A 23,051-nucleotide genomic window follows, 5' to 3' on the forward strand; every position below is an offset into this window, starting at 1 on the left:
CCCATCACGCTTTGCGCTGCTGGGTCTTGGCATCAGGCTCTTCTTCCGTCACGCAGACGTCGCACGGCAGGTGGCGGCCAATCAGCGCGCGGTAACCGAAAGCGCCCAGGCCACAGCCGACGATAGGGGCGAAGATCGGCACCAGGAAGTACGGGATGTCGCGTGCGCCGGTGAAGGCGACTTTGCCCCAGCCGGCCAGGTAGGCGAACAGTTTCGGCCCGAAGTCACGCGCCGGGTTCAACGCAAAGCCGGTCAATGGTCCCATGGAGGCGCCGATCACGGCAATCAGAATACCGATCAGCAGCGGGGCCAGCGGGCCGCGCGGAATGCCGTTGCCGTCGTCGGTCAGCGCCAGGATCAGGCACATCAGAATGGCGGCGATCACCGTTTCTACCAGGAAGGCCTGGCCGACGGAGATGTGCGCGTTAGGGTAAGTCGAGAAGATGCCCGCCAGTTCGAGGCTTTCGTTGCTGCCGCGCACCATGTGGTGAGCCGCTTCGAAGTCGAAGAACAGGTTGTAGTACAGCCCATAGACCAGGGCAGCGGCGCAGAAGGCACCGGCGACCTGCGCAATGATGTAAGGCACCACTTTGCGCCCGTCGAAGCAGGCGAACAGCCACAGAGCGAGGGTGACCGCAGGGTTGAGATGCGCGCCGGAAATGGCGGCGGTCAGATAGATGGCCATGGCGACGCCCAGGCCCCAAATGATGCTGATTTCCCACTGGCCGAAGCTGGCGCCCGCCAGTTTCAGCGCGGCAACGCAGCCTACGCCAAAGAAGATCAGCAGCGCCGTGCCGAGGAACTCGGCGATGCACTGGCCTTTTAATGTCGGACTGGTGGTTTGGCTCATAATGTTGTTGTCCTGCAAAACGGCGGTTGTTGGTTTATAGGCTCAGTTGGGTATACATCCGGCCTATGGGCACAGTTTTTTTTCATCTCGTCCAATTATTGAATAAGGACGTGATGTAAATTTATCGTTAACGAACATAAACGAGAAATAGCGAAATCAAAATGTGTGTGGCGCGTCATAAAATTGAGCGATTTCGCGTCGTTTAGTGTTCTTTCTGAGCCATAAAAGTGTGATCTGACCAGTGGTTTGGCGAGGGTTGTTAACAACTCGCGGCGGTGGCGGCGGGGATTTTCAGTTTTTGCTGATGGTGGGGGCAGGAAAATTGCAACAGACTGCGCGATGATCCGGTATGTTGCTAGACAGGCGGAGACTGGCTACTTACAATCGTTTTTAACGAATCGAGACTGGCGCGCCTTCCGTAACGGCGCGCGTCACTGAGCGCGATGCAATATTCGCAGTAGCTGCAGCCGACGTTGCGGCCGCTACTTATAGATGTACGCCTTGCTATCATGAGGGGACTGAAGCATGTCATTTGAAGTATTTGAGAAACTGGAAGCAAAAGTACAGCAGGCGATTGATACCATCACCTTGTTGCAGATGGAAATTGAAGAGCTGAAAGACAAAAACAACTCTCTGTCGCAGGAAGTTCAGGCTGCCTCCGGCAACCACGAAGCGCTGGTGCGCGAAAACCAACAGCTGAAAGAAGAACAGCACGTATGGCAAGATCGCCTGCGCGCTCTGCTGGGCAAAATGGAAGAGGTCTGATTCCTCACGCCATGCAGCAACGAAAAGGGCGCCTTAGGCGCCCTTTTTCATGACCGAAAATCACTCGATGTCGAGCGGGTCTTCGGAGAGGATGATGCCGGTGTTGTCGGCATACAGGTGATCGCCGGAGAAGAAGGTGACGCCACCGAAGTTGACGCGGATATCGCTTTCGCCCACGCCTTCGCTCACGGCACCCACCGGGATCGCCGCCATTGCCTGAATGCCGATGTCGAGCTCTTCCAGATCGTCCACCTGACGCACCGCGCCGTACACCACGATGCCTTCCCATTCGTTCTGGGCGGCCAGGCGCGCCAGTTCGGCGTTGATCAGCGCCCGGCGAACCGAACCGCCGCCGTCGACCAACAGCACGCGGCCGCGGCCGTTTTCTTCAAGCAGATCGAACAACAGGCCGTTATCCTCAAAGCATTTCACCGTGGTGATCTGCCCGCCAAATGAAGTACGCCCGCCAAAATTGGAGAACAGAGGTTCAACAACGTTCACCTCTTCATGATAGATGTCGCAAAGTTCGGAAGTATCGTATTTCATAGGATTTTACGTCTGTTTGCCGCTGGAATGTTCAGTATATCCCTTTATTCGCCCTGTTGGCAAAATCATCAGTTTTTAACTGAGCGCCACGCCGATGGCGAACAGCAGGTTGGCCAGCAACGCCGCCTTGACCATGTGTTCCAGCATCGGCCGCATGCCGACCGGCGTCGGATCGCGCAGCACGCGCAGGCCGTGGCGCACCAACAGCGGGATCGCCAGCACGAACAGCCAGCCCCACGGGCTGTGGAGATTGAACAGTGTAAACAGCGCGAAACACAGCACCGCGCCGCCGAGCAGTAGGGCATGGTAAATGCGCGCCTTGTGCGGGCCAAGACGCACCGCCAGCGTGTTCTTACCGTTCTCGCGATCGCTCTCGATATCGCGCAGATTGTTGATGTTGAGCACCGCCGTCGCCAGCAGGCCACAGGCGGTGGCCGGCAGCATCACGACGCTGTCGAAGGTGTGCGTTTGCAGATAGTAGGTGCCGGCCACGCTCAGCCAGCCGAAGAACACCAGCACCGAGATGTCACCCAGCCCCAAATACCCGTAGGGCTTGTTGCCGACGGTATAGGTGATGGCCGCCACGATAGACAGCCCGCCCAGCACCAGGAAGCCTACTACGTCGCTGGGTTGCTCGCAGGCGACGGCGATCAGCGAACAGCCGGCGAGGGCGATCAGCACCACCGTCACCACCAGCGCCCGTTTCATCTGCGCCTGGGTGATCATGCCTTTTTGCATGCCGCGCAACGGCCCGATGCGATCTTCTTTATCGCTGCCTTTGACCGCATCGCCGTAGTCGTTCGCCAGGTTGGAGAGGATCTGCAGCAGGCCGGCGGTCAACAGCGCCAGCAGCGCCACTTCAGGTTTCAGGCTGCCGTGCCAGGCGGCGATGGCCGAGCCGACCACGATGGAGGCAAAGGCCAGCGGCAGGGTGCGGGGGCGTAGACTTTCCAGCCAGGCGGAGATCGGGGTGGTGGAGGTTGATGAGCTCATGTTTCGCTTCTGTCAGTGAGTTGCGGTGTCCGTTAGAAATAATTGTGGGAGGCAATGCCTCCCACACAGATGACTGACAAGACAATGATTGAGCGATTATAGGATAAAACGACTCAAATCTTCATCCGCCACCAGTTCATCCAGATGACTGCGCACGTAATCCGCATCAATTGTAATGGATTGGCCATTAATTTCACTCGCATCGTAGGAAATATCTTCCATCAGACGTTCCAGCACGGTGTGCAGACGACGCGCGCCGATGTTCTCGGTGCTTTCGTTGACCTGCCACGCGGCTTCGGCGATGCGGCGGATGCCGTCGGCGGTGAACTCGATGTTGACGCCTTCGGTGCCCATCAGCGCTTTGTACTGCTCGGTCAGCGACGCGCTCGGCTCGGTCAGGATGCGCTCGAAGTCTTCGGTGGTCAGCGCCTGCAGCTCAACGCGGATCGGCAGACGGCCCTGCAGTTCCGGGATCAGATCCGACGGATTGGCGGTCTGGAACGCGCCGGAAGCGATGAACAGGATGTGGTCGGTCTTCACCATACCGTGCTTGGTCGACACGGTGCAGCCTTCCACCAGCGGCAGCAGATCGCGCTGCACGCCTTCGCGCGAGACGTCCGGGCCGGAGCTCTGGCCGCCGCGCTTACAGATTTTGTCGATCTCGTCGATAAACACGATGCCGTGCTGTTCAACCGCTTCGATCGCCTGCTCTTTCAGCTCTTCCGGGTTCACCAGCTTGGCGGCTTCTTCTTCCACCAGCAGCTTGAAGGCTTCTTTGATCTTCACCTTGCGCGGCTTTTGCTTCTGGCCGCCGAGGTTCTGGAACATCGACTGCAGCTGGTTGGTCATCTCTTCCATGCCCGGAGGCGCCATGATTTCCACGCCCATCGGCGCCGCGGCCAGATCGATTTCGATCTCTTTGTCGTCCAGCTGGCCTTCGCGCAGTTTCTTGCGGAATGCCTGGCGAGCGGCAGACGGCTCCTGATGCTCTTCCGGCTGGCCCCAGTTGTTCTTGGCCGGCGGGATCAGCACGTCGAGAATGCGCTCTTCGGCCAACTCTTCGGCACGGGTGCGGTTTTTCTCGATCGACTGCATGCGCACCATTTTGATGGCGGCATCGGTCAGATCGCGGATGATGGAATCCACTTCTTTGCCCACATAGCCCACTTCGGTGAACTTGGTGGCTTCAACCTTGATGAACGGCGCGTTGGCCAGCTTCGCCAGACGACGGGCGATTTCGGTTTTACCGACGCCGGTCGGGCCAATCATCAGAATGTTTTTCGGGGTCACTTCGTGACGCAGCATCTCGTTGAGCTGCATCCGGCGCCAGCGGTTGCGCAGGGCAATGGCGACAGCGCGTTTGGCCTTGTTTTGGCCAATGATATAGCTGTCCAGTTCGCTGACGATCTCGCGCGGGGTCATTTCAGACATGGTATTCGATCCTTACGCTTTGGAAGGCAATTCTTCAATGGTGTGGAAATGGTTGGTGTAAATACAGATGTCGCCGGCGATGTTGAGGGATTTCTCAACGATGTCGCGGGCGCTCAGCTCGGTATTTTCCAACATGGCGCGGGCTGCGGCCTGGGCGTACGGGCCGCCGGAGCCGATGGCGATCAGATCGTTTTCCGGCTGCACCACATCGCCGTTGCCGGTGATGATCAGCGAGGCGGTTTCATCGGCGACCGCCAGCAGCGCTTCGAGCTTGCGCAGCATGCGGTCGGTGCGCCAGTCTTTCGCCAGCTCGACGGCGGCTTTCACCAGGTGGCCCTGATGCATTTCCAGTTTGCGTTCAAACAGTTCAAACAGCGTGAAGGCGTCAGCGGTGCCACCGGCGAAACCGGCGATCACTTTGTCGTTATACAGGCGACGCACTTTCTTGACGTTACCCTTCATCACCGTATTACCCAGGGTTGCCTGGCCATCACCACCGATGACGACCTGGCCGTTGCGGCGTACGCTTACAATTGTTGTCACGAGCAGACCCTCGTTAAAGACGGAAAGAAGTCCCCGCAGCGCCTGCTTTCGCAGACGCTACGAGGCATATTGAGAGTATAGATGGGGGGGGATTGACGCTTTTCAACCCCCAACGGAGAGGGGAATGCAACTCGACATGCCGACGCCCTTCAGGCGCGAAAGGGTTTTGTCCGCGGCGGCGCGGCTGCTGTACGGGCCGAGTACCACGCGATTCCAACCGCCGCCGGCGGTGATGCGGCTCTCGATGCCTTCGAACGCCAGGCGCGCACGCACGGATTCAGCCTGATCGGTGGCGCGGAACGAACCGCATTGCACCATCCACTTCTGTTTCGATTCCGGTTTGGTTTCCTGCTTGGCCGTTTCCTGCTTCACTTCCGGTTTGGGCTCCGGCTTCGGTTGCGGCTTCGGCTCCTGCTGTTTCACCTGCACCGGTTGCTGGGCAGTCGGTTTTGGCTGCGGGTGCTGCTGCACCGGCGCGGTAGTGGCCCCGTTGCTGAACGGGTTGCGCGGCGGCTGGCTGACCTGCTGCTGTTGCTGTACCGGCTGCTGCTGCATTTGCTGTTGTTGCATCTGCTGCTGCTGGCGGGTGCTGCGCGCGTTGGCCTGGCCCGGATCGTTATACGGCACTTCGTTCAGCTGCGTCGGGCGCTGCTGCATATCGGCCTGCATCTGCTCCAGCAGCTGCCGCTGTTCGGCGGTCAGCTGAGTTTTGGAATTGAGCTCGCCGCCGGCCGTCGGTTCGGTCGGGGTTTGCACGCCGATCTGCCGGTTTTCCAGCTCTTTGATGTAGCGCCAGCGCTCTTCCGGCTTCGGCGGCAGGCCGTTGCCGGGGCGCGTGGTGTGCGCAGGCAACAACGGCGCGTCTTCCGGCTTGTTGTGCGTAATGAAATAGAGGCCACCGACAAAGACAACCAGCAACGCGGCGGCTAACGCCAGCACGGTTTTGGAAACCTTCGGAGAACTGCGTTTTTTACGGCTGGGGGTTTTACGCTTAGCTCCTGCTGCGCGCCCACGGCTTACATAGTCTTTTTGTGCCACTATTATTCCGCTGTGTCCTGATGAGAGGATAAGTCCGTCATGTTACTGAACCCTAAAATATTTGACTAGCGTTTCGGGGCAGCGGTGCTGCCTCTGATAATCAATTCACTGTCCAATAGCCGGGAGCCGCTGGCCACCGTCTGGCCGTTCAACTGCTCCAGCAGCAACAACATCGCCTGCTGGCCGATCTGGAAGCGCGGCTGCGCCACCGTGGTCAGCGGCGGATCGCAATACTGCGCCAGCTTGAGGTCGTCAAAGCCGACGATCGACAGATCCTGCGGTATCCGCAGCCCCATTTTCTTCGCCTGGGACAGCACGCCGATCGCCATGACGTCGCTGTGGCAGAATACCGCCGTTGGCGGTTTCGGCTGCGCCATCAGCGCCGTCAGCGCTTGCGCGCCGGCTTCGTAGGTAAAATCACCCCGGGTAATATAGCTGCTTTCGACGGTAATGCCATTACGACGTAGCGCTTGAACGTAACCCTGCAGCCGATAATGGCTCAGCGGCATCTGTTCCGGCCCGGCGACGCAGGCGATCTGCCGGTGGCCCAATTGATGCAAATAATGCACGGCTTCAAAGGCGGCGGTCAGGTTGTCGATGTGCACCGTCGGCAGTTCCAGCTCGGGGGCGAACTCGTTGGCCATCACCATTGGCGGCAGGTTGCGCTGTTCTTCCTTGCTGGCGTCGAACGGCAGGTTGGAGCCCAGCAGCAGCATGCCGTCGATCTGCTTGGTGATGATCAGATTGACGAAGGTGCGCTCTTGCTGGTTTTGCTGCGCGCAGTCGCCGATCAGCACCAGATAGCCTTGTTGGGCGGCGGTCTGTTCGATCCCCTGGATCACATCGGCGAAAAACGGATCGCAGATGTCGGGCACGATCACCAGGATGGTGCGGGATTCGTTGCGCTTGATATTGCGTGACAGAGCATGAGGAGAATAACCCACGGCCAGGACGGCCTGTTCCACTTTCTGGCGCGTCGGCGTTGACACCTTTTCCGGGTTCATCAGCGCACGCGATACGGTAGCCGTTGAAACGCCCGCCATTTCGGCGACGTCTTTCATGGTCGCCATGGATAACTCTTTCTTGTGTTCCAACGCCTTTCTCCTTGCGTCAGCCCCATGCCGACGCCACTACTGCTGTTTGCTCACAATGTCCGGCATGCGGTGGCGAGATTGTTGTCATTGAGCGCCACTCGCGTTCGGGCACTCCGTCGCGCTGCGATGTGGCGACAAAATTTGCCCTCGCAGACATTCTAAACAGAATACGCCCCGCCTTTGTTACCTAATTTGCATAAAAAATGTGACCTGAGAAGGTTTTTTAGCGTTCGCTCGCAATTTCAAGGGTAAACGTTTGCACTGCGGCAGCTAAATCGGACTTTTCCGGGATCAGCTGTCGATCGGATCGACATCCAGCGTCCATTTCACCTTGCGCGTTTGCGGCAGGGTGCCGATCAGCGGCAGCGAGCTTTTCATCAGCTGTTGCAGGACGCGCCGCGTCGGGTGCTGCAGCAGCAGCTGCCAGCGGAAACGGCCGCCGCGTTTGGACTGCAGCGCCGGCACCGGGCCCATCACCCACAGCGAATCGTCCTTCAGCGGGCTGGCTTCCAGCAGGTTACGCAGCTGCTGCAGGAACAGCGGGGCCTGCTGGTTGTCGTGATCTTCGGCGCGCACGATGATGTGGCTGGTGTAAGGCGGCAGAAACACGCTGTTGCGCTCCGCCAGCGTCTGTTTGGCGAAGGCGTCATAACCCTGTTGCAGCAGCACCTGCAGCAGCGGGTGCTCCGGATGGTGGGTTTGCAGCAGCACTTCCCCCTGCTTGCCCGCCCGGCCGGCCCGCCCGGAGACCTGGGTATACAGCTGAGCGAAACGCTCGGCGGAGCGGAAGTCGGCGGAGAACAGCGCGCCGTCCACGTCCAGCAACGCCACCAGGGTGACGTCGGGAAAATGGTGGCCCTTGGCCAGCATCTGCGTGCCGATCAGAATGCGCGCTTCGCCGCGATGGATATCCGCCAGGTGCTGCTCCAGCGACCCTTTACGGCTGGTGGTGTCGCGATCGATGCGGGTGATCGGCGTATCGGGGAACAGCGGTGCCAGCTCATGTTCCAGCTGTTCGGTGCCGACGCCGACCGACACCAGGTGGGTCGAGCCGCACTGCGGGCACTGGTGCGGCACCGGCCGCTGGCTGTCGCAGTGGTGGCAGCGCAGCTGGCGCTGATGCTGGTGGAAGGTGTAATAGTGATCGCAGCGCTGGCACTCGGCGATCCAGCCGCACTCGTGGCACAGCAGCGCCGGGGCGTAACCGCGGCGGTTGAGGAACAGCATCACCTGATTGCCGGCTTTTAAATGGTGCTGCATGCTCTTCAGCAGCGGCTGCGACAGGCCGACCTTCAGCGGCAACCCTTTCAGATCGATCAGATGCTGCGCCGCCGGTTTGGCGTTGCCCGCGCGCTGGGTGAGCTTTAACTGGCGATATTTGCCCAGCTGCACGTTGTGCAGCGTTTCCAATGCCGGGGTCGCGGAGCCCATCACCATCGGGATGTCCTCTTCCCGGGCGCGGAACACCGCCAGATCGCGGGCGTGGTAGCGCCAGCCTTCCTGCTGCTTATAAGAGCTGTCGTGCTCTTCGTCGATGATGATCACGCCCAGCTGACGGAACGGCGTGAACAGCGCCGAGCGGGTGCCGATGACGATGGCGGCTTCGCCGCTGCGCGCGCGCAGCCAAACCGCCAGCCGCTCGCTGTCGTTCAGGCCGGAGTGCAGTACGTCTACCGGCGCGTTGAAGCGCTCGCGAAAGCGGGCGATGGTTTGCGGTGTCAGGCCGATTTCCGGCACCAGCACCAGCGCCTGCCGGCCTTTGGCCAGCACGTTCTCCAGCACGCTGAGGTAGACCTCGGTCTTGCCGGAGCCGGTCACCCCGGCCAGCAGCCAGGCGGCGAACTGCTCATCCTCGCTTCTGATCGCCCCGACGGCGGTAGCCTGTTCGGTGTTCAGCCGCAGCCGCTCGCCGAGCACCGCAAAGTTGGGGCGCCAGTCGTGCGTGGCCGCGACCTGAGCGCGCAGATCGATCAGCCCTTTGGCGCGCAGCGCCTGCAGGGCGCTTTCCGTCAGCTCCAGCTGGCTGACCTGGTGGCGATAGACCGGGCGTTGCAACAGCGCCGCCAGCGCCTGCTGCTGTTTCGGCGCGCGTTTCAGGCTTTCGGGCGGGGTGGCGCGCCCCTCTTCGGTGGCGAACCATTGCCACAGCGGCGCGGCCTCGGCCGGTTTGCCTTGCCGCAGCAGGATCGGCAGCGCATGGAACAGCACTTCGCCAATGGGGTAGTGATAGTAATCGCTGGCCCAGCGCAGGATGCGCCACAGGCTAGGGGAGAACAGCGACTCGGCGTCGATCACGCTGTCGATCGGTTTGAGCTTGTCCAGCGGCAGTTCGCTGGTGTCGCTGCAGCCGGTGACGATGCCGATCGCATGCTGCCTGCCCCAGGGCACGCCCACGCGCGCGCCGGCCACCGGCTGCATGCCGGGCGGCAGCAGATAGTCGAAGGTGCGGGCGAGGGGGACCGGCAAGGCAACGTGTACGACGGGCATGATCTCATCCAAATTGAAAAAAGTGGGCATCAGTTTACACGGCGCATCGGCAAATGTACGGTTCCGATTGCGCGCCTCGACTAATACTGTATAATTTGCCGCCTTTGGTATAATTCGATACCAAAATTCTATTATCAACCACGTGTGGTGTCTGGCGAAACAGGGCTGGATAGCGACACGGCCTTAACTGAGGTTTCCCATGAAACAAGGTATCCACCCAAAATACGAAGAAGTTACTGCTAACTGCTCTTGCGGTAACGTGATGAAGATCCGCTCCACCGTGGGCCACGATCTGAACCTGGACGTTTGTGGCGCATGCCACCCGTTCTACACTGGCAAGCAGCGTGATGTTGCTACCGGTGGCCGCGTTGACCGCTTCAACAAGCGTTTCAGCGTACCAGGCGCTAAGAAATAAGATTTCTTATCGTCCGATGAAAAAGGCGCCTTTGGCGCCTTTTTTCGTTTCTGCCGCCGGCGTTCGCCGGATGGTTCTCAATATTCCCAGGTATCGGGATCGACACCCAGTTCGCGCATCAACGCTTTTGCGGCTTCCGGGATTTCATCGCTGCGCTCTTTGCGCAGGTCTTCATCGTTCGGCAGCGGCTGGCCGGTAAAGGCATGCAGAAACGCTTCGCACAGCAGTTCGCTGTTGGTGGCGTGGCGCAGGTTGTTCACCTGGCGACGGGTCCGTTCGTCGGTGAGGATTTTCAGGACCTTCAGCGGAATGGATACCGTGATCTTTTTGACTTGCTCGCTTTTTTTACCGTGTTCAGCGTAAGGGCTGACATACTCGCCGTTCCACTCAGCCATGGGACACCTTAACTTTGTCAGAAAAATTACAAAATTCTAAAAACCGGCCAATTATGCCCGATCTTCACTGTTCTCACTAAATAAATGTCAATTTTACGCGACCAGGGTCACTGAATGCCCCGCCTCGGGCGGACATTGTGGCTTAACATCTTATCGTCATGTCATATCGGCATAATTTTAGCGGGTATTGTGCCATTGCTCAATCTATACGCAGAGAAGTTTAGATGTCCAGATGTATTGACGTCTATCAATCCTGCGATTACTCTTTAGGCCTCATTCACCGAACCGAGAGCCGAGCGAGCCCATGACGCGTAAACCAGCCACGATTGCCGTACGCAGCGGCCTGAACGACGACGAACAGTATGGCTGCGTTGTCCCGCCGATTCATCTGTCCAGCACCTATAACTTTACCGACTTCAACCAACCCCGAGCCCATGATTACTCGCGCCGCGGCAACCCGACGCGCGACGTGGTGCAACGCGCGTTGGCGGAGCTGGAAGGCGGCGCCGGCGCGGTGATGACCGGCAGCGGGATGTCGGCGATCCATCTGGTGACCACCGTGCTGCTGAAGCCGGGCGATCTGCTGGTGGCGCCGCACGACTGCTACGGCGGCAGCTATCGGTTGTTCGACAGCCTGAGCAAGCGCGGCGCCTATCGCGTGCTGTTCGTCGATCAGGGTAATGAAGCCGCCCTGCAGCAGGCGCTGGCGCAAAAGCCGAAGCTGGTGCTGATTGAAAGCCCCAGCAATCCGCTGCTGCGCGTGGTGGACATTGCGGCGATCTGCACCGCCGCACACGCGGCGGGCGCGTTGACGGTGGTGGACAACACCTTCCTCAGCCCGGCCCTGCAACAGCCGATCGAACTCGGTGCCGATCTGGTGGTCCATTCTTGCACCAAATACCTGAATGGGCATTCGGACGTGGTGGCCGGCGCGGTGATTGCCAAAGATCCCGAGCTGGCGGTCGAATTGGCCTGGTGGGCGAACAATATCGGCGTGACCGGCGGCGCGTTCGACAGCTATCTGCTGCTGCGCGGCATGCGCACGCTGTCGCCGCGCATCAAGGCGGCGCAGCAAAACGCCGAAGCGATTGTCGGCTATTTACAGCAGCAACCGCTGGTGAAAAAGCTGTATCATCCTTCCCTGCCGGAAAACCCGGGGCATGAGATCGCCCGCCGGCAGCAGCGCGGCTTCGGCGCGATGCTGAGTTTTGAACTGGACGGCGATGAAGCGGTGCTGCGCCGTTTTCTCTCTGCCCTTGAGCTGTTTACTCTGGCAGAATCGCTGGGCGGCGTAGAAAGCCTGATCTCGCATGCAGCGACCATGACCCACGCCGGCATGGCGGCGGAGGCACGGACAGCGGCCGGCATCTCCGAGAGCCTGCTGCGCATTTCCGTGGGTATTGAAGACAGTGAAGATTTGATTGCCGATCTGGAACGCGCTTTCCAGGCGGCGGCAACGAGGTAAGCATGAATGCAATTGCTGTAGCAGGGCCGGTGAGCGGGCGTCAACTGCACAAGTTTGGCGGCAGCAGTCTGGCGGATGTGAAGTGTTATCTGCGTGTGGCCGGGATTATGGCGGAATACAGCCAGCCGGGCGACATGATGGTGGTATCGGCCGCCGGCAGTACCACCAACCAGTTGATCAACTGGCTGAAGCTCAGCCAGAGCGATCGCCTGTCTGCGCACCAGGTGCAGCAGACGTTGCGCCGCTATCACAGCGATCTTATCGGCGGCCTGCTGCCGGCGGAAAGCGCCGAGCCGCTGATCGCCGAGTTCATTCAGGATCTGGAACGTCTGGCGGTGTTGCTGGACGGCAAAGTCGACGAGGTGTGCTATGCCGAAGTGGTCGGGCACGGCGAGATCTGGTCGGCGCGCCTGATGGCGGCGGTGCTCAACCACCTGGATATGCAGGCGGCCTGGCTGGATGCGCGTGATTTCCTGCGCGCCGAGCGCGCCGCGCAGCCGCAGGTGGATGAAGGCCGTTCTTATCCGCTGCTGCAACAATTGTTGGCCCAACATCCGGGCAAGCGCCTGGTGGTGACCGGCTTCATTTCGCGCAACGACGCCGGGGAAACCGTGCTGTTGGGGCGCAACGGCAGCGACTACTCTGCCACTCAGGTCGGCGCGTTGGCCGGCGCGGCGCGCGTCACCATCTGGAGCGACGTGGCCGGGGTGTACAGCGCCGACCCTCGCAAGGTGAAAGACGCCTGCCTGCTGCCGCTGCTGCGCCTGGATGAAGCCAGCGAGCTGGCGCGCCTGGCGGCGCCGGTGCTGCATACCCGCACCCTGCAGCCGGTCTCCGGCAGCGATATCGATCTTCAGCTGCGCTGCAGCTACCAGCCGGAGCAGGGCTCGACGCGCATCGAGCGCGTATTGGCGTCCGGCACCGGCGCCAAGATTGTCACCAGCCACGATGACGTGTGTCTGATTGAGCTGCACGTCGCCGCTCAGCACGACTTCAAACTGGCGCAGAAAGAATTGGATCTGGTGCTCAAGCGCGCACAGATCAAACCGCTGGCGGTGGGCATCCATCCTGACCGCAATCGGATACAGCTGTGCTACACCTCCGAGGTGGTCAACAGCGCGCTGGCGACCCTGCAGGCCTCGGCGCTGCCGGGTGAACTGCACCTGCGCGAAGGGTTGGCGCTGGTGGCGATGGTCGGCGCCGGGGTATGCAAGAACCCGCTGCACAGCCACCGTTTCTATCAGCAACTGAAAGATCAGCCGGTCGAGTTTATCTGGCAGGCTGAAGATGGCATCAGCCTGGTGGCGGTATTGCGCCAGGGGCCGACCGCGCTGCTGATTCAGGGGCTGCACCAAAGCCTGTTCCGTGCCGAGAAGCGCATCGGTCTGGTGCTGTTCGGCAAGGGCAACATCGGGTCGCGTTGGCTGGAGCTGTTCGCCCGTGAGCAGACCAATATCTCCGCGCGCAGCGGTTTCGAATTTATCCTGGCGGGGGTGGTGGACAGCCGCCGCAGCCTGCTGAACTACGACGGGCTGGATGCCAGCCGTGCATTGGCGTTCTTTGAGGACGAAGCGCAGGAACTTGACGAAGAGTCGCTGTTCTTGTGGATGCGCGCACACCCGTTCGACGATCTGGTGGTGCTCGATGTGACCGCCAGCGAAGAACTGGCCGGGCAGTATCTGGATTTCGCCAGCTACGGTTTCCACGTGATCAGCGCCAACAAGCTGGCGGGTGCCTCGTGCAGCGATACCTATCGCCAAATTCGCGACGCCTTCGCCAAAACCGGCCGCCACTGGCTGTATAACGCCACCGTCGGCGCCGGGCTGCCGGTCAACCATACGGTGCGCGATCTGCGCGACAGCGGCGACAGTATTTTGGCAATCAGCGGCATCTTCTCCGGCACGCTTTCCTGGCTGTTCTTGCAGTATGACGGCACGGTGCCGTTTACCGAACTGGTGGATCAGGCCTGGCAGCAGGGGCTGACCGAACCGGATCCGCGGGTCGATCTCTCCGGTCAGGACGTGATGCGCAAGCTGGTGATCCTGGCGCGCGAAGCGGGCTACGACATCGAACCGAACCAGGTGCGGGTCGAGTCGCTGGTGCCGGCGGGCTGCGAGCTGGGCTCCGTCGATCAGTTCTTCGAGAACGGCGAGGCGCTGAACCAACAGATGCAGCAGCGCTTTGAGGCCGCCAGCGAAATGGGCCTGGTGTTGCGGCACGTGGCGCGTTTCGATGCCAACGGTAAGGCGCGGGTCGGCGTGGAGGCGGTGCGTCCTGAGCATCCGCTGGCCTCGCTGCTGCCGTGCGACAACGTGTTCGCCATCGAAAGCCGCTGGTATCGCGATAATCCGCTGGTGATCCGCGGGCCGGGCGCCGGCCGCGACGTGACCGCCGGCGCGATCCAGTCAGACCTTAACCGGCTGGCACAGCTGCTTTAGTCCTCTGCGGGCGCGGGTTCACCGCGCCCCTTTGCTTTTCCTGCCATACTTATCCCTGCCGCCGTCATGAAATTCCCTCGTTGAGCGGGTGAAGATTAATCATCTTATTCCCCTCATTTTCCTGTTGACTCTTTAGCCAATATGCGGCATTTTCTATCTAGACGTCTAAACGTATAGACGCTCATAAAAATGAAATAAAAACAGTGATCGATAAGAGGTGAGCAGGGTATGAGCTTTTTCCACGCAAACCAGCGGGAAGCGCTGAATCAGAGTCTGGCGGAGTTGAACGGCCAGATTAACGTATCATTCGAGTTCTTCCCGCCGCGCACCAGCGAGATGGAAGAGACCCTGTGGCAGTCGATCGATCGTCTGAGCATCCTCAAACCCAAATTCGTTTCCGTCACCTACGGTGCCAACTCCGGCGAGCGCGATCGCACCCACAGCATCATCAAGGGGATCAAGGAGCGCACCGGCCTGGAGGCGGCGCCGCACCTGACCTGCATCGACGCCAGCCCGGCGCAGCTGCGCGACATCGCGACCGATTACTGGAACAGCGGCATCCGCCATATCGTGGCGCTGCGCGGCGATCTGCCGCCGGGCGGCGGCAAGCCGGAAATGTACGCGACCGATCTGGTGGCGCTGCTGAAAGACGTGGGAGACTTCGACATTTCCGTCGCTGCCTACCCGGAAGTGCACCCGGAGGCGAAGAGCGCCCAGGCCGATTTGATTAACCTGAAGCGCAAGATCGACGCCGGCGCCAGCCGCGCCATCACCCAGTTCTTCTTCGACGTTGAGAGCTACCTGCGCTTCCGCGACCGCTGCGTCGCCGCCGGTATCGACGTGGAAATCGTGCCGGGCATTCTGCCGGTGTCCAACTTCAAGCAGCTGCAGCGCTTCGCCACCATGACCAACGTGCGGGTGCCAAGCTGGATGACCAGCATGTTCGAAGGGCTGGACGACGATGCGGAGACCCGCAAAATGGTCGGTGCCAACATCGCCATGGACATGGTGAAGATCCTCAGCCGCGAAGGGGTGAAAGATTTCCACTTCTATACGCTGAACCGTGCAGAGATGAGTTACGCGATCTGCCACACGCTGGGCGTGCGCCCGGTGGCCGCAGCCTGACAGGCTTGTCCCATTGAAAAATGGGCGTCGCTTTACCGCGGCGCCCTTTTTTTGTGGGGGAAAGGCATAAAAAAACGGCCCCGATAAACGGGGCCGCGATTAGGCTCACTAGCCGGTGTTGCGCATCCCGGCGGCGACGCCGGCGATGGTGACCATCAGGGCCTGCTCGACGCGGGCGTCCGGCTGCTCCTGCTGACGCGAACGGTGCAGCAGCTCGGCCTGCAAGACGTTCAGCGGGTCGGTGTAAACGTTGCGCAGCGCGATGGATTCGGCAATCCACGGCAGGTCTTCCATCAGGTGCGCATCGTTGGCGATGGTCAGCACCACCTTGATGTCGCTTTCCAGCTGATCGCGCAGCTGTTGGCCCAGCGGCCACAGCGATTTATCCACCAGGCGTTGATCGTAGTATTCCGCCAGCCACAGGTCGGCCTTGGCGAACACCATTTCCAGCATGGCGATGCGGGTGGAGAAGAACGGCCAGTCGCGACACATCGCCTCCAGCTCCGCCTGCTTGCCGGCTTTCACCGCTTCCTGCAATCCGGCGCCGGCGCCGAGCCAGGCCGGCAGCATCAGGCGGTTCTGCGTCCAGGCGAAGATCCACGGAATGGCGCGCAGGCTTTCCACGCCGCCGTTCGGCTTGCGTTTGGCCGGGCGTGAGCCCAGCGGCAGTTTACCCAGCTCCAGCTCCGGCGTGGCCGCGCGGAAGTAAGGCACGAAGTCCGGGTTTTCACGCACGTAGCCGCGATACATCCGGCAGGAGGTCTCGGACAGATCGTCCATCAACGCCCGCCATTCTTTCTTCGGTTCCGGCGGCGGCAGCAGGTTGGCCTCGAGGATCGCCCCGGCATACAGCGCCAGGCTGCTGATGGTGACTTCAGGCAGGCCGAATTTGAAGCGGATCATCTCGCCCTGTTCGGTGACGCGCAGGCCGCCCTTCAGGCTGCCCGGCGGCTGCGACAGCAGCGCCGCATGCGCCGGTGCGCCGCCGCGGCCGATGGAGCCGCCGCGCCCATGGAACAGCGTCAGCGCCACGCCGGCTTTTTCACAGGTTTTGATCAAGGCGTCCTGCGCACGGTACTGCGCCCAGGAAGCGGCCATCACGCCGGCGTCTTTCGCCGAGTCGGAGTAGCCGATCATTACCATCTGTTTGCCCTGAATAAAGCCGCGATACCAGTCGATGTTCAGCAACTGGGTCATTACGTCGTCGGCGTTGTTCAGATCGTCGAGGGTTTCGAACAGCGGAGCGACGGGCAGCGCGAACGGGCAGCCGGCCTCTTTCAGCAGCAGGTGTACCGCCAGCACGTCGGAAGGCGTGCGCGCCATCGAAATCACGTAGGCGGCGATCGAGCCCTGCGGCGCTTCGGCGATCACCCGGCAGGTTTCCAGCACTTCCTGCGTGTCGGCGCTCGGTTGCCACTTCAGCGGCACCAGCGGGCGTTTGGAGTTCAGTTCGCGGATCAGGAACGCCTGTTTATCGGCTTCTGACCAGCTTTCATAGTCGCCCAGCCCCAGATAACGGGTCAGCTCGGCGATGGCTTCGGTATGGCGGGTGCTTTCCTGGCGCACGTCGATGCGAACCAGCGGTACGCCGAAGCAGCGCACGCGGCGCAGGGTATCCAGCAGCTGACCGTTGGCGATGATGCCCATACCGCAGGCCTGCAGCGATTGGTAGCAGGCATACAGCGGCTCCCACAGCTGCTCGTTGTTCACCAGCAGGTCGTGCGGCTTCAGCACGCGTTCGCCCTTCAGGCGGCCTTCCAGATAGGCCTGGGAGCTCATCAGCTGGCTGCGCAGCTGCTTCATGATTTCGCGGTACGGTTCCTGCACCTCGTCACCGCCGGCGCGGGCGCGCAGCTCCGGGGTGCATTCGGTCATCGACAGCTCGGAGACCAGCACCTGGATATCGCGGGTGAACAGGTCGCAGGCTTTCCAGCGGCTGAGCAGCAGCACATGGCGGGTGATTTCGGCGGTCACGTTCGGGTTGCCGTCGCGGTCGCCGCCCATCCAGGAGGTGAAGCGCACCGGCACCGCTTCCGCCGGCAGGCTGTAATTGATGGAGTTTTCCAACTGCTCGTTGAACTCGCGCAGGAACGCCGGCACGCCTTCCCACAGGCTGTTTTCTACCACCGCGAAGCCCCATTTGGCTTCGTCGATCGGGGAGGGGCGATGTTTGCGAATTTCATCGGTGTGCCACGACTGGGCCACCAGTTGGCGCAGGCGGCGCATGATCTTGTTGCGCTCGTAGTCGGCCAGATCGTTGTGATCGAGCTGGCTGAGGCAGGTGTTGACCTCCACCAGCTTGTGGATCAGGGTGCGGCGGGTGATCTCCGTCGGGTGCGCCGTCAGCACCAGCTCGATGGAAAGTTGCGACACCGCGTGCTGCAGCTCTTTGTCGCTGAGCTTTTTGTCTTTGAGGCGGCTGAACAGCTGCGCCAGCGCTTCCGGGTTGCTGGCGGCTTCGCCGTTGGGCGAAATGCTGTGGTACTGCTCGGCGACGTTGGTCAGGTTGAGGAACTGGCTGAAGGCGCGCGCCACCGGCAGCAACTCGTCGTTGGACAGGTTCTGCAGGGTGGAGAGCAGCTCCTGGCGATGCGCTTCGTTGCCGGCGCGTGAAGATTTGGAAAGCTTACGGATGGTCTCAACGCGATCGAGAATATGCTCGCCCAGCGCTTCTTTGATGGTATCGCCGAGCAATTTGCCGAGCATACTGACATTACTGCGCATTGCCGAATATTGTTCGTTCATATAACCCCTGACCCAGTTCTGTATGATTTTTATCTTGTAAATAAATTTCACGCGTCAGGCGCAGACCGCCAGCCTGATCACATCGCGTTCCTGTCCAATCGTCAATTGACACTATTTTTAGCAAAAAAACATCAAAATCGGCGCATTTTCTGAAATTTAATTACGCCGCGTCGGTTATCAGCGTGGCTTATTTAGCCGTTTACTACTTATTTTGAGGTAGGGGAAAGCATAAAACATTTCCCCTGTTAAATGTCGGGTTTATTGCCGGCAAAAGTGACTGACCAGCTGGCCCAGCAGTTTGCGCGTCGGTTCGATAAACGCGGTGTCGATGTATTCGTCCGGCTGGTGGGCCTGATCGATGGAACCAGGGCCGAGCACCAGGGTCGGGCATACCTGTTGCACGAACGGCGCTTCGGTGCAGTAGTTGACCACCTGCGTGCGGGTGCCCAGCAGCTCCTCGATCACCGCCACCATACGGTGGTCGGTCGGGCACTCGTAGCCCGGCACCGACGCGTGCAGCTCTTCGATAGTCAGGCGGCCCGGCCAGCGTTGGCTCACCGGCTCCAGCGCCTGATGCATCAGTTCGTTGATGTTGTCGAGCGTCATGCCGGGCAGCGGGCGGATATCCAGGTGCAGTTCGCAACAGGCGCAGATGCGGTTGGCCGCGTCGCCGCCGCTGATATGGCCGAAGTTCATGGTGGGATAAGGCACGGCGAACGCCGGATTGTTGTAGCGCTCCTGCAGGGTCTTGCGCAGCTCCATCAGGTGGCCGATGGACTCGTGCATCAGATCGATGGCGTTGACGCCGCGCGCCGGATCGCTGGAATGGCCGGACTGGCCGACGATGCGAATGGCATTGGCCATGTGGCCCTTGTGCGCGCGCACCGGCTGCAGCGAGGTCGGCTCGCCGATGATGGCGAAATCCGGACGAATGGCGGTAGAGGCGGCGAAGTAACGCGCGCCGGCCATCGTCGTTTCTTCATCTGCGGTGGCTAAAATGTACAACGGCTTGGTCAGCTTGCTCGCGTCGATATCGCGCACCGCATCCAGAATAAAGGCGAAGAAGCCTTTCATGTCGGCGGTGCCCAGCCCGTAGAGCTTGTTGTCGTGCTCGGTCAGGGTGAAGGGATCGCGCGTCCAGCGGCCTTCGTCGTAAGGCACCGTATCGGTGTGGCCGGCCAGCAGCAGGCCGCCGCTGCCTTCGCCGATGCTGGCCAGCAGGTTGAATTTGTGGCGCGACTCCGGCACCGGCTGTACGTCGACGCGAAAGCCCAGGTCGGCAAACCATCCGGCCAGCAAGTTGATTAACGCCTCATTGCTCTGATCGAGGCCGGCATCGGTGGCGCTGATCGACGGAGTGGCGATCAACGCCCGGTACAGCTCAATAAATGGAGGTAATTTCATCTTCACTGTTGACAGCCTTTGGTTAGGATAGTATCAATATTCATGCATTTATTTTGAATAAAAATACAGTAAGCCGAAGCGTAAGGGAACCCGATACCCGGATGTTTATAAAAGCATCAACGCCTGGCTCCGTGGGTGAACGGCGCAACAACGCTGGCTAGCCCTGTTACCTGGGTCGCAAGCGACCGCACGTCAGTTTAGAAGGTGAAAGGCCACATGTTGAATACGCTGATCGTTGGTGCCAGCGGTTACGCCGGAGCGGAGCTCACGGCTTACCTGAATCGCCACCCACACATGAACATAACCGCTTTAGCGGTTTCAGCGCAAAGTGCAGATGCAGGAAAGTTACTTTCCGATCTCCATCCCCAGTTGAAAGGCATCGTCGATCTGCCGCTGCAGCCGTTGACCGACGTTGCCAAGGCGGCGCAGGGCATCGACGTGGTGTTCCTCGCCACCGCCCATGAAGTCAGCCACGATATCGCACCGGCCTTCCTGGCGGCGGGCTGCGTGGTGTTCGATCTGTCGGGCGCCTTCCGCGTGCAGGACGCCGGTTTTTATAGCCAGTACTACGGTTTCGCACATCAGCATGGCGCCCTGCTGGAGCAGGCGGTATACGGCCTGGCGGAGTGGCAGAGCGACAAGATCAAACAGGCGCAGCTGATTGCCGTGCCGGGCTGTTACCCGACGGCGGCGCAGCTGGCGCTGAAGCCGTTGATCGAGAAGCAGCTGCTGAACCTCGACCAGTGGCCGGTGATCAACGCCACCAGCGGCGTCAGCGGCGCCGGGCGCAAGGCCAGTATGACCACCAGCTTCTGCGAAGTGAGCCTGCAGCCGTACGGTATTTTCACTCATCGGCACCAGCCAGAGATCGCCGCGCACCTGGGCGTGCCGGTCATCTTTACGCCGCACCTGGGCAATTTCCCGCGCGGCATCCTTGAAACCATCACCTGCCGCCTGAAGGCCGGCGTGACCGCGCAGGACGTCGCCGCCGCCTATCATGCCGCCTATGACGACAAGCCGCTGGTGCGGTTGTACGACCAGGGCGTGCCGGCGCTGAAAGCGGTGGTGGGGCTGCCGTTCTGCGACATCGGTTTTGCGGTGCAGGGCGAGCATCTGATCGCCGTAGCGGTGGAAGACAACCTGCTGAAAGGCGCGGCGGCGCAGGCGGTGCAATGCCTGAATATCCGTTTCGGCTTCCCGGAAACCCAGTCACTCCTTTAAACCAGCGTGAGTAAACAGCAATGAACCCGTTAATTATCAAGTTAGGTGGCGTGTTATTAGACAGTGAAGAAGCGCTGGAGCGTCTGTTTACCGCGCTGGACAGCTACCGGCAGCAGCATCAGCGCCCGCTGGTGATCGTGCACGGCGGCGGCTGCGTGGTGGACGAGCTGATGAAGCAGCTCTCTTTGCCGGTGGTGAAAAAGAACGGCCTGCGGGTCACGCCGGCCGATCAGATCGACATCATCACCGGCGCGCTGGCCGGCACCGCCAACAAAACGCTGCTGGCGTGGGCGATTAAACATCAAATCAACGCCGTCGGCCTGAGCCTGGCGGATGGCGGCAGCGCGGTCGTGACCCCGCTCGATCCGGCATTGGGCCACGTCGGCAACGCGCAGCCCGGTTCGCCCGCGCTGCTCAATACCCTGCTGAGCGCCGGCTACCTGCCGGTGGTCAGCTCCATCGGCATCACCGCCGAAGGGCAGTTAATGAACGTGAACGCCGATCAGGCGGCGACGGCGCTGGCGGCGACGCTGGGGGCGGATCTGATCCTGCTGTCGGACGTCAGTGGCATCCTCGACGGCAAGGGGCAACGCATTGCGGAAATGACGGCGCAAAAAGCGGAACAACTGATCGCGCAAGGCATCATCACCGATGGTATGGTGGTGAAGGTGAATGCGGCGCTCGACGCGGCCCGCACCCTCGGCCGCCCGGTGGATATCGCCAGCTGGCGCCATGCCGATCAGCTTCCTGCTTTGTTTAACGGCGTGTCGATTGGCACCCGGATCCTCGCTTAATTTTAGAATTAGAAAGGAATAGATCATGCAAAACCAAGGCATCAAAAAAATCGTTCTGGCGTACTCCGGCGGCCTGGATACCTCGGCCATCATTCCATGGCTGAAAGAGAACTACGGCGGCTGTGAAGTGGTGGCGTTCGTGGCGGACATCGGTCAGGAGCGCAGCGATCTGGAAGGTGTGGAGCAAAAAGCCCTGCAGTCCGGTGCCTCTGAATGTCACGTGGTGGATCTGCGTGAAGAATTTATCCGCGATTACGTTTATCCGGTGCTGCAGACCGGCGCCCTGTACGAAGGCAGCTACCTGCTGGGCACGTCGATGGCGCGGCCGATCATCGCCAAGGCGCAGGTCGAGCTGGCGTTGAAAGTGGGCGCCGACGCGCTGTGCCACGGTGCGACCGGCAAAGGCAACGACCAGGTGCGTTTCGAGACCACCTACACCGCACTGGCGCCACAGCTGAAAGTGGTGGCGCCGTGGCGTGAGTGGAACCTGCGTTCCCGTGAAGCGCTGCTGGATTACCTGAAAGAGCGCAACATCCCGACCACCGCATCGTTGGAGAAGATCTACAGCCGCGATGAAAACGCCTGGCACATCTCCACCGAAGGCGGCGTGCTGGAAAGCCCGTGGAATGCGCCGAACAAAGATTGCTGGGTATGGACCGTCGATCCACAGGAAGCGCCGGATCAGCCTGAGCAGGTGACCGTTACCGTTGAGAAAGGTCGCGTTGTTGCGGTTAACGGTAAAGCGCTGTCGCCGTACCAGTGCCTGGAAACCCTGAACGCGCTGGGTGCCAAGCACGGCGTTGGCCGTATCGACATCGTGGAAAACCGCCTGGTGGGCATCAAATCCCGCGGCTGCTATGAAACCCCGGGGGGCACCATCATGGTGGCGGCGCTGCGCGCCGTCGAACAGCTGGTGCTGGATCGCGACAGCTTCAAATGGCGCGAGCAGCTGGGCCTGGAGATGTCCTATGTGGTGTACGACGGCCGCTGGTTCGCGCCGCTGCGCCGCTCGCTGCAGGCTTCTGCCGAAGCGCTGGCGGAAGAGGTGAACGGCGAAGTCGTGCTGCAGCTGTACAAAGGCCAGGTGACGGCGACCCAGAAGAAATCGGCCAACAGCCTGTACTCCGAAGAGTTCGCCACTTTCGGCGAAGACGAAGTTTACGATCACAGCCACGCGGGCGGCTTTATTCGCCTGTTCTCTCTGTCTTCACGCATCCGTGCGTTGAACGAGAAAAAGAATAAATAATCGATTGGCGTGACTCTGCAAGGGCGCAGCATGCTGCGCCCTTTCGCATAAAAATT

19 protein-coding genes are annotated in these 23,051 nt (G+C 60.7%); 8 read left to right on the forward strand and 11 right to left on the reverse strand.

The window, feature by feature from the left end:
- Nucleotides 1-4: 4 nt before the first annotated feature.
- Nucleotides 5-850, reverse strand: a complete 846-nt coding sequence (locus GF111_RS13525; RefSeq protein ID WP_038872721.1) for an MIP/aquaporin family protein — start codon at nt 848-850, stop codon at nt 5-7.
- A 525-nt stretch (nt 851-1,375) separates the two neighbouring features.
- On the opposite strand from GF111_RS13525, the gene zapB reads away from it, so the two are divergent.
- The gene (gene zapB, locus GF111_RS13530) at nt 1,376-1,615 is read left to right on the forward strand and encodes a septal ring assembly protein ZapB (protein WP_004931092.1); all 240 of its coding nucleotides are present in this window, start codon (nt 1,376-1,378) and stop codon (nt 1,613-1,615) included.
- Between the two features lie 60 nt (nt 1,616-1,675).
- Here the strand turns inward: zapB and rraA are convergent, their stop codons facing one another.
- From rraA to priA, 7 genes are all read right to left on the reverse strand, one after another.
- Complete coding sequence (rraA, locus tag GF111_RS13535; RefSeq protein ID WP_038872664.1) at nt 1,676-2,161, reverse strand: ribonuclease E activity regulator RraA; 486 nt, start codon at nt 2,159-2,161, stop codon at nt 1,676-1,678.
- A 75-nt stretch (nt 2,162-2,236) separates the two neighbouring features.
- Entirely contained in the window at nt 2,237-3,154 is a 918-nt protein-coding gene (locus GF111_RS13540) for a 1,4-dihydroxy-2-naphthoate polyprenyltransferase (protein ID WP_015379416.1), read from the reverse strand.
- A 96-nt stretch (nt 3,155-3,250) separates the two neighbouring features.
- Nucleotides 3,251-4,585 carry an HslU--HslV peptidase ATPase subunit gene (gene hslU / locus GF111_RS13545; protein ID WP_025304663.1) on the reverse strand — a complete coding sequence of 445 codons (1,335 nt, stop codon included), beginning with the start codon at nt 4,583-4,585 and terminating at the stop codon, nt 3,251-3,253.
- Nucleotides 4,586-4,597: 12 nt separating this feature from the next.
- On the reverse strand, nt 4,598-5,128 hold the full coding sequence (hslV, locus tag GF111_RS13550) for an ATP-dependent protease subunit HslV (protein WP_004931085.1): 531 nt from the start codon (nt 5,126-5,128) through the stop codon (nt 4,598-4,600).
- Nucleotides 5,129-5,230: 102 nt separating this feature from the next.
- Nucleotides 5,231-6,166, reverse strand: a complete 936-nt coding sequence (gene ftsN, locus GF111_RS13555) for a cell division protein FtsN (RefSeq protein WP_055311854.1) — start codon at nt 6,164-6,166, stop codon at nt 5,231-5,233.
- Nucleotides 6,167-6,231: 65 nt separating this feature from the next.
- Nucleotides 6,232-7,260: a DNA-binding transcriptional regulator CytR gene (cytR, locus tag GF111_RS13560; protein WP_038872675.1), complete on the reverse strand. Its 1,029-nt coding sequence runs from the start codon at nt 7,258-7,260 to the stop codon at nt 6,232-6,234.
- A 291-nt stretch (nt 7,261-7,551) separates the two neighbouring features.
- On the reverse strand, nt 7,552-9,747 hold the full coding sequence (gene priA, locus GF111_RS13565) for a primosomal protein N' (protein WP_048233709.1): 2,196 nt from the start codon (nt 9,745-9,747) through the stop codon (nt 7,552-7,554).
- A gap of 199 nt (nt 9,748-9,946) precedes the next feature.
- On the opposite strand from priA, the gene rpmE reads away from it, so the two are divergent.
- Nucleotides 9,947-10,162 carry a 50S ribosomal protein L31 gene (rpmE, locus tag GF111_RS13570; RefSeq protein WP_004931078.1) on the forward strand — a complete coding sequence of 72 codons (216 nt, stop codon included), beginning with the start codon at nt 9,947-9,949 and terminating at the stop codon, nt 10,160-10,162.
- A 77-nt stretch (nt 10,163-10,239) separates the two neighbouring features.
- Here the strand turns inward: rpmE and metJ are convergent, their stop codons facing one another.
- Nucleotides 10,240-10,557, reverse strand: coding sequence for a met regulon transcriptional regulator MetJ (gene metJ, locus GF111_RS13575; protein WP_004931076.1), 318 nt, complete (start codon nt 10,555-10,557; stop codon nt 10,240-10,242).
- Nucleotides 10,558-10,861: 304 nt separating this feature from the next.
- On the opposite strand from metJ, the gene metB reads away from it, so the two are divergent.
- The 3 genes from metB (at nt 10,862) to metF (ending at nt 15,585) form a co-directional block, all read left to right on the forward strand.
- A complete protein-coding gene (gene metB, locus GF111_RS13580) occupies nt 10,862-12,022 on the forward strand; it encodes a cystathionine gamma-synthase (protein ID WP_047729621.1) in 1,161 nt (386 codons plus the stop codon).
- A 2-nt stretch (nt 12,023-12,024) separates the two neighbouring features.
- Nucleotides 12,025-14,460: a bifunctional aspartate kinase/homoserine dehydrogenase II gene (locus GF111_RS13585; protein WP_038872682.1), complete on the forward strand. Its 2,436-nt coding sequence runs from the start codon at nt 12,025-12,027 to the stop codon at nt 14,458-14,460.
- A gap of 228 nt (nt 14,461-14,688) precedes the next feature.
- Nucleotides 14,689-15,585, forward strand: coding sequence for a methylenetetrahydrofolate reductase (gene metF, locus GF111_RS13590; RefSeq protein ID WP_033645217.1), 897 nt, complete (start codon nt 14,689-14,691; stop codon nt 15,583-15,585).
- A gap of 108 nt (nt 15,586-15,693) precedes the next feature.
- Here metF and ppc read toward each other — a convergent pair whose 3' ends face one another.
- Together ppc and argE are read right to left on the reverse strand one after the other, a co-directional pair.
- Nucleotides 15,694-18,330 carry a phosphoenolpyruvate carboxylase gene (ppc, locus tag GF111_RS13595; RefSeq protein WP_038872687.1) on the reverse strand — a complete coding sequence of 879 codons (2,637 nt, stop codon included), beginning with the start codon at nt 18,328-18,330 and terminating at the stop codon, nt 15,694-15,696.
- 258 nt (nt 18,331-18,588) lie between these two features.
- Nucleotides 18,589-19,734: an acetylornithine deacetylase gene (argE, locus tag GF111_RS13600; RefSeq protein WP_162419915.1), complete on the reverse strand. Its 1,146-nt coding sequence runs from the start codon at nt 19,732-19,734 to the stop codon at nt 18,589-18,591.
- A 216-nt stretch (nt 19,735-19,950) separates the two neighbouring features.
- On the opposite strand from argE, the gene argC reads away from it, so the two are divergent.
- Genes argC through GF111_RS13615 form a run of 3 tightly spaced genes read left to right on the forward strand, consistent with a single transcriptional unit; the run spans nt 19,951 to nt 22,995 of the window.
- Complete coding sequence (gene argC / locus GF111_RS13605) at nt 19,951-20,955, forward strand: N-acetyl-gamma-glutamyl-phosphate reductase (protein WP_038872689.1); 1,005 nt, start codon at nt 19,951-19,953, stop codon at nt 20,953-20,955.
- Between the two features lie 20 nt (nt 20,956-20,975).
- Nucleotides 20,976-21,749, forward strand: a complete 774-nt coding sequence (gene argB / locus GF111_RS13610) for an acetylglutamate kinase (protein ID WP_038872691.1) — start codon at nt 20,976-20,978, stop codon at nt 21,747-21,749.
- Between the two features lie 25 nt (nt 21,750-21,774).
- On the forward strand, nt 21,775-22,995 hold the full coding sequence (locus tag GF111_RS13615; protein ID WP_019452247.1) for an argininosuccinate synthase: 1,221 nt from the start codon (nt 21,775-21,777) through the stop codon (nt 22,993-22,995).
- The last annotated feature ends 56 nt before the right edge of the window (nt 22,996-23,051 follow it).

Source organism: Serratia sp. HRI (genome assembly GCF_010119335.3).
Taxonomy (GTDB): domain Bacteria; phylum Pseudomonadota; class Gammaproteobacteria; order Enterobacterales; family Enterobacteriaceae; genus Serratia; species Serratia nevei.